Origin of the sequence: Acidovorax sp. GBBC 1281 (assembly GCF_028473645.1) — a bacterium.
Taxonomy (GTDB): domain Bacteria; phylum Pseudomonadota; class Gammaproteobacteria; order Burkholderiales; family Burkholderiaceae_C; genus Paracidovorax.
Genome location: NZ_CP097269.1, coordinates 667,499 through 682,659 on the forward strand (window position 1 = coordinate 667,499; position 15,161 = coordinate 682,659).

The window sequence follows — 15,161 nt, forward strand, 5'->3', positions numbered from 1 at the left end:
CTGGACCTCAAGGCGGTTTTTTAGGGTGGACAGCGTTTGTCATGCGCCGGCTGAGCGGGTTTTGCCGTTGCGCGATGGCGCGGGCACTGTTACGCGCTGCGTTGGGCCTACTCATGCTCACAGGCAGTCTCGCTGCGCATGCGGAACTGCAAAAGAGCTTTCTATACGCTTGGTCGACGGGAAACCCGAAGTTCGCCACCAAGGAGGCGTACTGCGCATGGTTTGCCGGCCACTATTCCAATGCCACAGGCTTTGCGGTCGCAGGCGACTACTGCGCCGTCGACTCCTCTGAGGGCCCGGCGTATTACTGGGCCCCCATCTGGAAACAATCTACGTTGTCCTGCCCGCCCAACAGCACCGCCACGGCGAGCGGCACCTGTGCCTGCCAGCCGGGGTTCGCCGAGGACGTGCCCACCAACGCCTGCATTGCCGCCACGCCCGAACCACCGGTACTTTCCTGCAGGGCCTCCGGCGTGGAGGTGGGGCAGCCCATCATGCCGTCGAACGAAGCCAAGGTCCGCTCCGAGACTGATTGGAGTGGGCAAGGGCCTGCGGCGCTGTCTTTTACTCGGCGGTACGAAAGCACCTGGGGCAAAGACCCGGGCCGGCCCGAAGGGCCCTTGAGCATGGCCTGGAGCCACAATCACCAAGCGTTTCTGTTGGCCAGCAGTGCGGCCACCGGAATCAGCGTGAGCATCACGACGGGAGAGGGCCATCTGCGGACCTTCTTCAAGGCGACGGGCAGCAGCACGTGGACCACGGCCAGCAACGACGTGCTGACGCAATCGGCCTCCGGCACCTGGACCTACCAGCGCAGCGACGACGACGCCACGCTGCAGTTCAGCAGCGGCGGCAAGCTGCAGTCGGTCACGGCGCGCAACGGCTGGGTGACGTCCTACGCGTACCACGCTTATGGACTCTTGGCCTCCATCACCAATCCGTTCGGGCAGAAGCTCTTGCTTGATTACCAACCGTCGGGCCGGCTGACCTCTGTTACGACACCGGATCAGCAAGTCATCCGCTATGCCTACGACGGTAGCGGCCGGCTCTCCAGCGTCACCTATCCCGATGGCAAGAGCCGGTCCTTCCTGTACGAGGATGCGGGCTTCCTGCAGGCCCTCACCGGCATCGTGGACGAGACCGGCGCCCGCTGGGGCACCTTCGGCTACGACAGCACGGGCCGGGCCACCAGCACCGAGCTGGCCGGCAGCGTCAACCGCTACCAGGTGAGCTATCCGGCAGCCGATGGCTCCGGCGCCACCGTCATCGACCCCCTGGGCACGGCGCGCACCTTCAACTACAGCCTCAACCTGGGCAAACTGGTCGTCAGTGGTGCCAGCAAGCCCGATCCACTGGGCAAGCCCGATGCCGCGCAGCGGGTGCAGAACGCGCAAGGGCTGATCGACTCCGAGACGGACTTTCTCGGAAGCGTGACGACGTACCAATGGGATGCGGGCAGGCGCGTGCCGCTGAGCACCACGCAGGCCAGCGGTACGGCGGATGCCCGCACCACGAGCACCGAATGGCACCCGCAGTGGCGCCTGCCGGTCAAGGTGACGGAGGCGGGCCGCGAGACGGCCTACACGTACGACGGCCAGGGCAACGCCCTCACGCAGACGATCAAGGACACCTCGGTGAACCCGCCCGTCTCGCGCACGTGGGTGTGGACCTACCACCCCTCGGGGCTGATCGCCAGCGAGACCGACCCGGGCGGCGCAGTGACCACCTACGCCTACGACAGCGCGGGCCACCTCACCCAGGCCACCAACGCGCTGGGCCAGAGCAGCCTGTACACCCACGACGCGGCCGGCCGGGTGCTCACCCACACCGCACCCACGGGCCTGGTGAGCAGCTACCAGTACGACGCGCGCGGGCGGCTCACACGGGCGCAGCGCGGCGACGAGGTCAGCAGCTACACCTACACCGCCAGCGGGCAACTGGCCAGCGCCAGCGTGGCCAGCGGCTACGCCACCAGCTACACCTACGACGCCGCGCAGCGCCTGACCGGCTGGAGCGACAACCGGGGGGCGAGCGCCAGCTACACCCTGGACGGCATGGGCAACCGGATCAATGAGAGCATCACCGATGCGCAAGGCCAGGCCGCATGGACGGTCGCGCGCACCATCAACAGCCTGAATCGGGTGGAGAGCGTCACCATCGGCTCGGCCGCCACGGGCACGGTCAGCACCAGCGGCTATGGCTACGACGCCAACGGCGACCTCGTCCGCAGCACCGAGACCGTGGGGGGCGCCAGCCGCAGCACCACGCTCGGGCTGGATGCCCTGCGGCGCGTGAAGACCCTCACCAACGCGCAGAACGCCAGTGCTGCGCTGGAATACAACGCCCAGGATGCCGTCACCAAAGCCACGGACTTCAAGAGCGTGGCCACCAGCTACACGCGGGATGCCCTGGGCAATGCCAGCCAGGAAGCCAGCGCCGACAGCGGCACGCTCACGCGCACCTACGACAGCCTGGGGCTGCCGCAAAGCCTCACCGACGCGCTGGGGCGTGCCACCGCCATCACGCGCGATGCGCTGGGCCGGCCCACGCAGATCGTGAGCAGCCTGGGCGGGGCCAGCCGCACCACCGTGCTGCGCTACGACCTGCCCGGGCCCGAGTACAACGCCAGCGGCAGCCCGAGCGCCAGCGTGGGGTCGTTGAGCGAGATCCAGGACGCGGGCGTCACCACGCGCTACCAGCGCGACGCGCAAGGGCGCATCACCGCGCGCACGCAGGTCCTGGCCAACGGCAGCAGCAGCACCGTGGGCTACCAATACGTTCCTGCCGGCAGCGCGGGCGCGGGGCAGATCGCCCGCATCACCTACGCCAGCGGCCGCCAACTGGTGCACCAGTACGACGCCACCGGTCAACTCACGGGTCTGCAGTGGAACGGCCAGCCGCTGGTCAGCGGCATCACCTGGAGCCCGCTGGGCCAGGCCACCGGCTGGCAATGGCCCGGCTTCGTGCAGACCCCCGGCAACCCCGCGCCGCTGGCCGAGCAGCGCAGCTACACCAGCGCGGGCCAGTTGGCCGCCAGCGCCCTGCTGCAACTGACCTGGGACAGCGCCGGGCGCATCGCGCAGATCACCCAGCAGCACATGCTGCCCACGCAAAGCAGCACGGTGGCGCAGCAGGTGGCGCTCACCAGCGCATACAGCTACGACGCGGTGGGCCGGCTCACCGCCAGCGCGCACAGCGCACCCAATACCCTCACGCTGCCCAGCGGAGCGGCCTTGAGCGACACCATCGGGGCCAACGCCAGCGGCTACGCGTGGGATGCCAACGGCAACCGCAGCCAGAGCTACTACAGCAGCAGCACCGCAGGGGGCACCGCCACGCTGCAGCGCGACTATCAACTCGCCAGCACCAGCAACCGCCTGGGCGGCTACACGCAGACCTTCACGCCCGCGGGCGGCAGCGCGCAGACCACCAACGTCAGCTACAACCACGACGCCACCGGATCGATCACGAGGAAGGGCGACAGCTACCTGCACTACGGCGTGGACGGCCGCATTGCCAAGGCGGGGCCGAGCGCCGACCCAGCCAGCGCACTGGCTGTGAGCTACACCTACAACGCCCTGGGCCAGCGCGTGTTCAAGAGCGATGCGAGGTTGTCCGGGGCCAACAACCCGGCGATCACCCAGCAGACCGTCTATGCGGAGGACGGCATCGGCAGCACCGTGCTGGGGCAGTACGGCAGCCGGCGGAGCGGCGACAGCGCGGCACCGGCGGGCGAGATGGACAGCACCGAAGTGATCTACCTGCCCACCGCGAACGGGCCGATGCCCATCGCCGCGCAGATCAACGGCAGGCTGTACGCCATCGATGCGGACCACCTGAACACGCCGAGAAGGCTGACGAACACGCAGGGCCAGGTGGCGTGGCAGTGGCTGATCACGGGGTTTGGGGAGGCGAACCCGACGACGGGAGCGACCGGCTACACGCAAAGCGGGCAGGGCAGTGCAGCCTATGCGGAAGCCATCAAGTTCGACCTGCGGTATCCGGGGCAGGTGTTCGATGAGGAGACCCAACTGAACTACAACCTGAACCGCTCCTATGACCCGCCTTCGGGGCGGTACTTCCAGGCCGACCCGATCGGGCTGGATGGCGGGTGGAATCGCTTTGCTTATGTGGAAGGGAACCCTCTAAGCTATATCGATCCTGAAGGTTTAGAAACCATCTACAACCTCGGTCCTGTGACTTTTGTCGCTTACCCAGGACCACCTGCTACTGACTTTCGTGCTGAGCATGGCTCCAAGACAGGCGCAGGACATCATGTTCATACCTTTATGAATGGGCGAGAAGGCCCCAGGATTTTGACTGGGACGTTTCAGGTCTATCCAGGAGATGAAAAGTTGTGCACCGGGCCATTTAAAGATGCTCTGGACAAGCTGAAAGAAGGCGAAAAGCAATACCTTAAGCGTGCACAAATGCAAGTATTCAATGATGGAAAACTTGGCCCCCGGCTGCAAAACGTCAGAGCACGTACGATGCTGCCGCGACTCATGGGTGGTGGCGTTGCCAGGGGGCGGGAATGACCTACCGCCAAGCCGCAGAAGCCGCTCATTTGCTGTGTTGCAGCGAAGATATCGAAATCGCTCAGTTGGGAATGTCTATCGCAACGGATCTCGCCGAGCAGGGTTGCTATTTAGCGAAGCTGACTTTGGTGTACGTGTACTCGCGAGGTGGGCCAACTTCGGTCGACAAGAAATTGGCAATGAAGTGGGCGCAGAGCGCAAAGGAAATGCATGGCTGCCTGAGTGATGCCGCTGATCTTTATGACGCCGGTCTCCGGTGCATGTGGGACGAGTTTTTCCAGTCAACTAGAGATGAGGCGTTGGAACTATGGTTGCAAGCCGCAGCTTTAGGCAATGGCGAGGCTTTATACGCTTATTGCGATGCAACGAGGCATGCTGATCGGCCAGTCGATTGGTCTGCCAAATTGGAGCGGGCTGCCGAGCTGGGTTCAATGCAGGCGATGGTCGAGTTGTCGGAGCAGCCTCACGTGCGAGGCACCTCCAAAGAGTTATTGTGGTTGCGTGCAGCCGTTGCGTTGGGAAGCCTGCGGGCGAAGGAGTTGTTGCAAGGCTTGCTGCACTAGGCTTGAGTTGCGTGCCCGGTTCTAGAAGCGTGGATCTCTCTTCATGATGTTGGAATGCGCTGCAGTCCTGGCGTGCCGATGGCGGTAGGAAGGCATTGGGAATGCCTCCTAAAACATTGATCCAACCTGCGCCTCTCGCTCTGCCTGCAATTTTTGCAACCCCTGATCCATAGCTTCTTCTCCGCGCAATATCAGCTCCTGCACCTGTGCCCCATGCCCTTTCAGCGCAGCAGCCTCTAGCGCCCGGGTGATCTCACTCAAACGATTCAGGCCGAAGCTGCCCACGATTCCGCCCAGTTCGTGCGCCTCTTGCCGCAACAGTCGCCAGTCCTCGCCACTGTGGGCTTCTTTAATGCGCTCCAGCCGCTGTCTGCAGTCGTGGATGAAACGGGCTAACAGCGCTTCGAAACGGTTGGCGGTGAACACGCCTCGCAGTTCCTCCAGCGCGTTGTTGTCGAAGAAGGCCGCGGTGGTGTGCTTGAACGCAGCCGAGGGGGCGGCGATGAACTGATCTGGCCCCTGCGCCGCCGCTGCCGGCAATAGCGAAGGAGCAAGGGGGGCATCAGCAGGGACGCCAGCGGCCCCCTGGCACCAGCCACCGCGACAGGGTGGCCCACAGCCGTTCCTCCAGCACCGGCTTGGCCAGGTGATCGTTCATGCCGGCCGCCCGGGTGCGCTCGATGTCCTGGCGCGCGGCGTTGGCGGTCATGGCGATGACGGGCAGGTGGGCGAAGCGCGGGTCCTGGCGCAGCACGCGGGTGGCGGTAAGGCCGTCCATCACGGGCATCTGCATGTCCATCAGCACGGCGTCGTAATGGGTGCCATCGGGTGCCTCGTCGAGGCGGCGCAGGGCTTCGGCGCCGTCGCTGGCGGTGTCCACGTGCAGGCCGCCGGATTCCAGCAGGCCTGCGGCCACCAGGCGGTTGAGTTCGTTGTCGTCCACCAGCAGCACGCGCAGGCCGGCCAGCGCCGCGGGGGCGCTGGCGCCGCGCTCGCCCGGGGCGGGCAGGGCCGGGCGGGCGCTGCGCTGCACGCGGGCGGTGAACCAGAAGGTGCTGCCCTCGCCGGGCGCGCTGTGCACGCCGGCATCACCCCCCATCAGCAGGGCCAGTTGCCGCGAGATGGCCAGGCCCAGGCCCGTGCCACCGAAGCGGCGGGTGATGGTGGCGTCGGCCTGGTGGAAGGCCTGGAAGAGGTGGGATTGCTGCTCGGCGGTGAGGCCGATGCCGGTGTCGCGCACGGCGCAGTGCAGCACCAGGTCGTCTTGCGCGCCCAATCCGTCGGCATGCGGACCGTCGTCGGCCGGCGTGGGGGCGTGCACCGAGACGGTCACGGCGACTTCGCCCGCTTCGGTGAACTTGATGGCGTTGTTCACGAAGTTGACCAGCACCTGCCCGATGCGGTGCGGGTCGCCCAGCAGGTGGGGCGGCACGCCTGGGTCGACCTCAACGCGAAAACGCAGGCCCTTGGCCTTGGCTTTGTCATCGAACAGCTCCGACAGGTCGGCCAGCAGGGTGGGCAACTCGAACGGCACGGTTTCCAGCACGAGGTGGCCGCCGTCGATCTTGGAGAAGTCGAGCGTGTCGTTGACGATGCCCAGCAGCCGGCGGCCGGCGCGGTACATCTGGTCCATGCGCTCGCGCTGCGGCGGCGCCAGGGCTTCGTCCTTGAGCGCGAGCTGGGCCAGGCCCAGGATGGCGTTCAGCGGGGTGCGGATCTCGTGGCTCATCACGGCCAGGAAGGTGGCTTTCTCTTCGGCGGCCTGGGCCAGCGCGCGGGCCTGGTTCTTTTGCTCGGTGACGTCCAGCCACACGCCATTGAACAGCACGGCGCCATCGGGCAGGCGCCGCGCGGTGGCCAGGGTCTTGAGCCACCGCGTGCGGTCGCCGTGCGCCACCTCGACGTCGAAGTCCAGCGGCTGCAAGGTGTGCAGGCTGTGCTCGAAGCGCTCGCGCAGCGCGTCCTGCCCGGACGGCAGCAGGCCGTAGGTCTGCTCGACGGGGCCTTCCAGGCGCAGCAGTTCGTGCGCGGGGCGGCCCTGCAGTTCAGCGGCCTTGTCGCTCACGAAGAGAAAGCGCTGCCAGCCATCGGGGCGCACGTGCATCTGGAACACGGCGCCCGGGATGGCGCCGGTCAGGTCCACAAGCTGCTCGGACAGGCGGCGCGCTTCGGCGCTCGCGGCCACCTCGATCGCCAGGCGGTCGGCGCGCTGCATGCTTTCCTTGAACACCTGCAGTGCCTTGGCCATGGTGCCCACTTCGTCGCGCCGCTCGGTGCCGGTGACGGTGTCGTCGTATTCGCGGTCGGTGAGCCGCTCCATGTGCCGCGTGAGCCGCAGGATGGGGCGGGAGATCTGGAAGACGGCCACCCAGGACGACAGCGCGATCACCAGGGCCAGGCCGATGCCCACGGCCAGCGCGGTGGTCAGGATGGTGTCGCGCGTGACCTGGCCGAGCCGCACGGACGATTCCTGGAACTGCGTGACGGAGTCGTTGCGCTGCTGGTTCATGTTCTGCTGCAGCGCGCGCAGGGCGGGCTCGAACTCGCCGTGGATGATCTGCAGTGCCCGGTCGCCACGCCAGCGCGAGGCGGCATCGACGATGCGCGCGGCCAGCGCGAAGGCCGACGTGGCGCGCTGGCGGATGGACTGCAGTTGCGCGGCATTGGCGGGCACCAGGGCTTCGGTGGTGTCGATCTGCTGGTTGAACTGGGCCTGCAGCTGGGCCAGGCGGGTCAGGGCGGCGCGCATGGTGGCCTCGTCCTGCTCGGTCAGCACGGCATACACGAGGCGGCTCGATTCGCTCAGCAGCAGGGCGGCATCGCCGATGTGCAGCGCGCTCTGCGCCTCGCGCGCGATCAGCGCGTTGTACTGCTGGTCGATGCCGCGCATCTTGCTGGTGGCGTAGAGCATCGACGCCGTGGAGATGACGCCCATCAGGCCCACGAGAAAGACGATTTTCGCGGTGAGCGGCAGGTGGGAGAAGTACCGTAGAACGTACCGGGACGATGGCATGGTCGATCCGTGAAAGAGAAAACGAGGCAGAAAGGGGAACGCGTCGCGCGGGCGGGTGGCGCGGTCAGGGCTTGCGGGCGATGGCGGCGCGCAGCGCCGCCACGGCGCCGGGCGTGTCCAGCCGCCCCTGCAGGTGGCGGGTGACCACGTCGTACACGGCGGCCTTCACCGCCGAGGGGTGGGCATTGCCCATGGCGATGGAGCCCATGAGGGTGCGGCGCATGTTGGCGCCGCGCAGGTCCGTGATGGCGCCCTGGCCGCAGCGGTTGAACGGGGCCTGCTGCACGTCCACGCGCGCGGGCGCCGCGCCGGTGCGCACGTTCACGGCCACCTGCAGGTCCGGGTCCATGAGGATGGAGGCGAAGCGCTCCTGCGCCGCGCGCTGGCGTGCGGGCTGCTTGAAGAAGACGAACTGGTCGCTGTTGAAGAGGTACATGCCCTGGGTGTCGGGAAAGCGCCAGCACTGGTAGTCGCGGTCGGGCCGCAGGCCCCGCACCTTGAACTCGCCGTCCACCCAGCTGCCCTGCACCTGCAGCAGGGCCTGCCCGCCGGCGACGAGGTCGGTGGCCTGGTCCCAGCGGCGGCGCATGAATCCCGCGTCCAGGTACCGCGCCAGTTGCCGCATGCGCTCGAAGATCACGGTGGTGACCGGGGCGTCGAGCGCGGTCGGGTCCAGGTCGAGAAAGGCGCGCCGGTAGAACGCCGCGCCGCCGGTGCCGGCCGCGACCGATTCGAACAGCAGCGTGTGTTCCCACGCTTCCTTGCCGATGGCCAGCGGCGGGATGCCGGCGGCGCGGGCCTGGTCGAGCAGGGCGATCAGGTCGTCCCAGGTGTCGGGCGGCGTGGTAGCTCCCAGGCGGCGGGCCAGGGACTGGTTGACCCAGAGCCAGTTGGTGGAATGCGCGTTGAACGGGGCCGCCACCCACTGGCCCTGCCATTTGGACAGTTGCTGGATCTCGTTGGGAACGACCTCGTCCCATTCCTCTCGCGCGGCGACGTCGTTCAGGTTCTCCAGCAGCCCGCGCCGCGCCCATTCGTGGATCTCGTAGCCGATCATCTGCGCGGCGGTGGGCACCCGCCCCGCGCGCACGCGGGCCGCCAGCACGTCGGTGTAGCGCGCGGTGCCGCTGCCGGGCGAGAAGTCTTCCTTCCAGGCCAGGCCGCGCTGGCGCGTGAAGTCGCGGATCGCGTCCATGCTGGCGCGCTCGCCGCCCGTCACCCACCAGTGGAACACCTCCACGCTCGCCGGCTCGCTGCGGGCTGGCCCGGCCAGCGTGGCCAGCCAGGCCAGCCCGAGCCACAGCAGGGGGCGAAGCCGCCACCGCGCAACGGACCGGAGCGGTTGAGGATGGGCGGGACGAAGGGTGGGCACGCCGGCAAAGGGCAACGCGGCAACGAAGGCGGACAGCATGCCGGCCAGTGTCCGCGATGGGCCGCGCGGGACAGCCGCAGGCCCATTCGGTCGCTCGTTGCGGCGGGCGCTGCATGTGGTGCCGAACGCACAGATGCACAGCCGAATGTCAACAATTGTTGAATTCTGAAAACCGAAGAGCCCACCCCCTAGATTCGCGGCACTCCCGGCCACGCCGGCAAGGCACCGCGCGCCGGTCCTTCCTTGCCCTCCGATCCCATTGCGGCCCTCGCCAGGGCCCCAGTGGCGTCGCGGCGTTCCCGGACCTGCTCACTACAACAATCTGGAGATCGGTATGGTTCTTTCCTTTGCACGGCGGGCTGCGGGCCTGCTGTGGCCTGCTGCTTTCGCGTCTGCGCCCGCGCGCAGACCTGTCGCCTGTCAAGGACTGCCCAGCGGGCGGGGATACGGCCTGATGCTGGCCGGGTGCCTGCTGGCACCCGGGGCCGTGCTGGCCCAGACCACCGACATCCTGGTCAACCAGGACGCGGTGCCCGCATCGGCCTCGGGCCCGGCGGGCGGCGCCTTCCATTACGTGGTGACGGTGCGGCACAACACCGGCAGCGCGGCCACCGGCGTGGTCCTCACCGACAAGCTGCCCGTGGGCGCGGTGTTCCAGTCGGTCACGACGACCCCGGCGGGCATGGCCTGCACGCCGGCCATCGCCCCTGGCACGGCCATCACGGTCGCCAACCAGACGGTGCAGTGCGACCTGGGCTCCATGGCGGTCAATTCCACCAAGGTGGTGGATTTCGAGGTGGTGCTCCCGACGGTCTCGACCAACTGGATCAACAACGCCCGCGTGACGCGCAACGAAAACGATTCGGACCCCAGCAACGACGCGCTGGACCGCCGCATCACCACGACCGAGGCCGCCGACCTGGCCCTGGCCGTCACCACCAACCCCACGGCGCCTCCCGGCAACCCGCTCTCGCCCGGCCAGCCCTACCGCTATGTGGTGGACGTGAGCAACCAGGGGCCCATCGGCATTCCCGCCGCAGGGCGCGTGGAGGTCATGTTCAGCGTGCCCACAGGCGCCTCGTTCACCCGCGTGGGCGGCAGCAACGGATGGACCTGCACGCCCACGGCCTCGAATGCCTCGCCGCTCTTGTCCCCCGGCGCGCCGACGCCCGCCACGGTGGTCACCTGCTCGCATGCCGGTGCGCTGGCCAATGGCGGCACGGTGCCGTCGCTGGAGGTGGACGCCGCCCCCAATGTGACCGGCTCCATCACGACGTCGTTCTCGGTCAAGGGCTACAAGGATGCATCCACGGAAATGCCCGACGGGCAGACCGCCAACAACACCGGCACGGCCGAAGTCAACGTGGCCGGCACGGCCTCGGATGTTTCCGTCACCAAGGCCGTGAACGGTGCCACGACCTATGGGCTCAACGACCAGGTGACCTACACGGTCACGCCCCGGCTGAACGGCGGCACCTTGCTCACCGGCGTGCCCGTGCAGGTGGTCGACACGCTGGGTGCGGGCCTGTCGTTCGTGTCCGCCACGGGCACGGGCTGGACCTGCACCGCGGCGGGCCAGGTGATCACCTGCGACCTGCCCGGCGGCTATGCGGGCGCCAATTTCAGCAACCTGCCGGCGATCACGGTGGTGGCATTGGTGCAGCAGACGGGCACGCTGCCCAACACCGTCACGATCGACGTGCCGACCCGCACCGATCCCGACACGACCAACAACGCGCCGGCCAGCGTCTTCATCACGGCGACCAACGTGGCCGACCTGCAGATCACCAAGACCGCGTCCAACTACGTGAACGGCCAGGGCGTGGCCGTGGCCATCGGCCAGACCTACCAGTACCGCCTGACGGCGCGCAACCGCGGACCGCTCGCCATCGCGCCGGCCGCCGCCACCGTGCCGGCCGCCCCGAGCATCGTCGTCACCGACTCGGTGCCCGCCGGCGTGACCCTGACGGGCCTCAACGCGGCCTCGGGCGCGGGCTGGACCTGCTCGGCACTGCCGCTGGTGGGCCCGGGCACCTTCACCTGCGAGCGCACGGCCGGACTGGGTGTGAATGCGAACGCCCCCGACATCGTGGTCAACGCGGTGCGCACGACCGCGGGCTCGGTCACCAACAACGCCTGCGTGAAGTTCAGCCCCGAAACGGGCGGCACCCGCGAGGACCCGTGGTACACCGACCCCGCGCACGGCATCAACTGCCAGGGCGTGGGCGTCGGCGCATCCGACCAGACCCCCGGCAACGAGGTGCAGGCGGACCTGAGCATCCTCAAATCCGTGGACAAGCCCACGGTGCCTGCCGGCGACGTGCTGACCTACACGATGGTGGTGACCAACAACGGCACCAGCGCCGCCACCAACGTGAGCCTGCGCGACGTGCTGCCCAGCCTGGTGACCAGCGCATCGGCCCCGGGCCTGGTGTCGGTGAACACCACCGCCGGCACCTGCACGCCCTCGGGCGCGTCCAACGTCAACACCGCCACGCTGCTGTGCTCGCTCGGCACGCTCAACAGCGGCGCCAGCGCGACGGTGACCGTAGCCATCCGGCCCACGGTGGCCACCACCGCGAACCGCACCAACACCGCCACGGCCTATTCGCCCGAAGTGGTGGACCCGGTCCTGGGCAACAACACCGCATCGGTGACGAGCCAGGTCACGGCCCGGGTGGACCTGGTGGCCTCCAAGACCGTCTCGCCCACGCCGACCGCCATCTCCGGCGAGCCCATCACGTACGTGGTGCGCGCCAGGAACAACGGCCCGTCGTCGGCCGAGAATGTGTGGCTGAGGGACGTGCTGCCCGCCAACGCGGTGCTGATCGGCACGCCCGTCGCCTCCAACAGCGGCGTGTGCGATGCGGTGCCCGCCGGCAACGGCGGCACGCTGAACTGCCGCTGGGGCACCACGGGCAATAGCGCGTTCCTCGCCAACGGCGGCCAGTACGAAGTGACCTACCGAATGCGTGCGGCGGGCGCCTGGGCCCCGGGCGTGAAGCTCTCCAACACCGTCGAGATCGGCACCGCGACGGATGAACCCGTGCTGACCAACAACCAGGCCGCGGCCGAGATCACGCTGACCCAGCCCGAGCTGGACATCCTGGTGTCGATGGCGCACAGCGCCGACGCCATCGCCCTGGGCGCCGAGACGACCTACACCATCACGGTAAAGAACTCGGGCCCGTCGTTCGGCACGAACGTGGTGATGACGGATACGTTCCCGATCACCCACCCCACGAACGGCGCCTCTTCGGCCACGTTCGGCTTCACGGGCGGCCTGACGGTGGACCGGGGCGGTGTCTGCACGGTGCCGGCCATCGGCGCGACCTCGGGCAGCGTGTCGTGCACCTTCCCGGGCCTGGCCAAGGACGAGGTGGCCACCATCACGTTCAAGATGAAGGCGATGAGCCTGCCGGCCGGAGCCGCGTCGGGCACGATCTTCCACAAGGCCGTGGTGTCGGTGAGCGAAACCGAGTTCCTGCAGGGCGGGCAGAACACGCAGGTCAACAACACCACCTACGACCAGACCTCCACCAAGCGCGACCCGATCGCCACCGACCTGTCGATCCTGAAGGCCGGCCCGGATGGCCCGATCGCCCCGGGCTCGGACGTGGACTACACCTTCACCGTGCGCAACAACGGCAACCTGACCAGCAACGGCGCCCAGGTGGTGGACCCGCTGCCCGCGGGGCTGACGTTCGTCTCCTCGCCCGACTGCGTGGCCACGGGCACCTCGGTGACCTGCTCGGTGGGCGAGCTGCTGGCGGGCGCGAGCCGCACCCTGCGCGCCAAGACGCGCCTGGCGCAGCCCTACACCGGCAATGGACCGCTGGTGAACACGGCCACGCTGGACGCGCCGGGCGACACCGACCCCACCAACAACACGTCGAGCAAGACCACGACCGTGCAGCCCCCGCCCGATGCGATCACCAGCGTGCCGACGCTGTCGCAATGGGCGTTGATCCTGCTGTCGTGCCTGCTGGGCGGACTGGCGCTGCGCCAGTCCCACGGCCCGCGCCGGCGCTGACCTGCCACGGGGTGTCTTTCCCCCAAGCAAAAAGGGCGGTCCCGAATGCGGGACCGCCCTTTTTTTGGATGGATGGCGGGTCAGGGCGCTGAGAGGGGCGTCGGCGCTTGACGCCGGCGCTGGCGTGCAGCGTCAGGCGGACTGCGTGACATCGACCACATCCAGGCGGTAGCCCATGCCATACACCGCATTGACGACATAGCCGTTCTCCGGCGACAGGGCCAGCTTGTTGCGCAGCCGCGAGACGTGCGTGTCCAGCGAGCGCGAGGGCACGTCCTGCACCTCGCTCCAGACGCTCTGGCGCATGTGCTCACGCGACAGCATGCGGCCCGCGTTCTGGAACATGAACAGCGCCAGGTCGTATTCCTTGTTCTTCAGGTCCACGGCCGTGCCGTCCATCCACAGCGTGCGCGTCTTGGGCTCGAAGCGGTAGCGGCCGAAATCGAGCGTGCGCGACACCGTGGACGGGTACGCCCGGCGCAGCAGCGCCGCGGTGCGGGCCATGAGTTCGCCCATGCGGATGGGTTTGGTCATGAAGTCGTCGGCGCCGCAGTTGAGCGCCTCGACCACGTCCTGCTCGGCATTGCGGCGCGTCACGAACAGGATGGGCATCTGCGGCGCCAGACCGGCGCGCAGGGTGCGCACCACTTCCATGCCGCTCATGTCGGGCAGGTGCCAGTCCACGATCAGCAGATCGAAGGTCTCGGTCCGCAGCGCCTTGAGCAGGCTGGTGCCATCGGTGAAGGGGTGGAACAAGTGCCCGGCATGTTCGACAGAGGCCTGGATCAGCTCCATCAGGATCGGGTCGTCGTCAAGGGCAGCGATACGCATGGGGCACTAGCAAACGGCAGAGGCAATGGAATACGGATCGCCGGTGGGACGCGGCGAGGTGCCGAAACTACCTTTTAATTTCGCTATCGGTTGGAATGTGACAATTGTTAACATTCATCGAAAAATCCGCAGCATGTATTCGTGGCATCGACGCATCGGTGGCGCTTCGAGTGCGCCGTGGCCCCTTGTGTCGCGCGCAGACATGGCCGCATTTGCAGCTGCGGTTTCGTTTGAATGCTCCGGTCTTCGCCTTGCCTCGCCGTTGCCCGGCGATTTCAGGGAATATGGCCCCTTCAAAATTTTGAGGACAGCTTCATGGGCAATTGCATCGGCGGCTACAGCGGGAACGCTTCCGTTCGCCGCCATCAGGATCAAGGCACGGCAAGTACCAATGCCGGTGTGCAGGCCGAAGAATCGGCATCGGCTGCGTTCGGCGTAGATGAGGCGCTGTCCGGGCTGCGCTCCCGCGAACGGAGAATCAATGGACTGCTGGGCCCCAACACCAATGAGTTGCTTGGTTCGCCCGTGCGCAGGGAACTCGAATCCTTGCGCACGCGGGTGCAGTCAGCGGCGGGAGAGTTGACGGCGCTGCAGCAAACGCTGAATCGCCAGAACTCTCAACGCATCGACCTGGGCGATGACCCGGTGGGTGCCGTGCGATTGATGACCGCACGGTCCGAACAAGTGGGAAGGCAAGCGGAGCCCGTCATCCAGAGACACGAGGATGCCATCGACGACCTGCAGAACCGCGCGGGCTTGGCAGAGGATCATCCGTCCATGCGCCTTCCGCAGGGCCGCTAAGGCCATCGAG

Annotated in this window: 9 protein-coding genes; 4 read left to right on the top strand and 5 right to left on the bottom strand. The window is 67.6% G+C overall.

What is annotated here, in order from left to right:
• Positions 1–304: 304 nt before the first annotated feature.
• Entirely contained in the window at positions 305–514 is a 210-nt protein-coding gene (locus tag M5C96_RS03075) for a hypothetical protein (RefSeq protein WP_272567074.1), read from the bottom strand.
• Between the two features lie 175 nt (positions 515–689).
• Here M5C96_RS03075 and M5C96_RS03080 point away from each other — a divergent pair, with 175 nt between their 5' ends.
• Together M5C96_RS03080 and M5C96_RS03085 are read left to right on the top strand one after the other, a co-directional pair.
• Positions 690–4,538, top strand: coding sequence for an RHS repeat-associated core domain-containing protein (locus tag M5C96_RS03080; RefSeq protein ID WP_272567075.1), 3,849 nt, complete (start codon positions 690–692; stop codon positions 4,536–4,538).
• The gene (locus M5C96_RS03085; protein WP_272567077.1) at positions 4,535–5,101 is read left to right on the top strand and encodes a hypothetical protein; all 567 of its coding nucleotides are present in this window, start codon (positions 4,535–4,537) and stop codon (positions 5,099–5,101) included. The genes M5C96_RS03080 and M5C96_RS03085 overlap by 4 nt, the downstream gene beginning before the upstream one ends.
• Before the next feature lie 108 nt (positions 5,102–5,209).
• Here M5C96_RS03085 and M5C96_RS03090 read toward each other — a convergent pair whose 3' ends face one another.
• The 3 genes from M5C96_RS03090 to M5C96_RS03100 form a co-directional block, all read right to left on the bottom strand.
• The gene (locus M5C96_RS03090; protein WP_272567078.1) at positions 5,210–5,641 is read right to left on the bottom strand and encodes an Hpt domain-containing protein; all 432 of its coding nucleotides are present in this window, start codon (positions 5,639–5,641) and stop codon (positions 5,210–5,212) included.
• Positions 5,642–5,663: 22 nt separating this feature from the next.
• Positions 5,664–8,114, bottom strand: a complete 2,451-nt coding sequence (locus M5C96_RS03095; RefSeq protein ID WP_272567079.1) for a hybrid sensor histidine kinase/response regulator — start codon at positions 8,112–8,114, stop codon at positions 5,664–5,666.
• A 64-nt stretch (positions 8,115–8,178) separates the two neighbouring features.
• The gene (locus tag M5C96_RS03100; RefSeq protein ID WP_272567080.1) at positions 8,179–9,525 is read right to left on the bottom strand and encodes an ABC transporter substrate-binding protein; all 1,347 of its coding nucleotides are present in this window, start codon (positions 9,523–9,525) and stop codon (positions 8,179–8,181) included.
• A gap of 415 nt (positions 9,526–9,940) precedes the next feature.
• Here M5C96_RS03100 and M5C96_RS03105 point away from each other — a divergent pair, with 415 nt between their 5' ends.
• Positions 9,941–13,519, top strand: coding sequence for an IPTL-CTERM sorting domain-containing protein (locus M5C96_RS03105; protein WP_272567082.1), 3,579 nt, complete (start codon positions 9,941–9,943; stop codon positions 13,517–13,519).
• Positions 13,520–13,651: 132 nt separating this feature from the next.
• On the opposite strand, the gene M5C96_RS03110 is transcribed toward M5C96_RS03105, so the two are convergent.
• Entirely contained in the window at positions 13,652–14,350 is a 699-nt protein-coding gene (locus tag M5C96_RS03110; RefSeq protein WP_272567083.1) for a response regulator transcription factor, read from the bottom strand.
• 315 nt (positions 14,351–14,665) lie between these two features.
• On the opposite strand from M5C96_RS03110, the gene M5C96_RS03115 reads away from it, so the two are divergent.
• Positions 14,666–15,151 carry a hypothetical protein gene (locus M5C96_RS03115; protein ID WP_272567086.1) on the top strand — a complete coding sequence of 162 codons (486 nt, stop codon included), beginning with the start codon at positions 14,666–14,668 and terminating at the stop codon, positions 15,149–15,151.
• Positions 15,152–15,161: the final 10 nt, after the last annotated feature.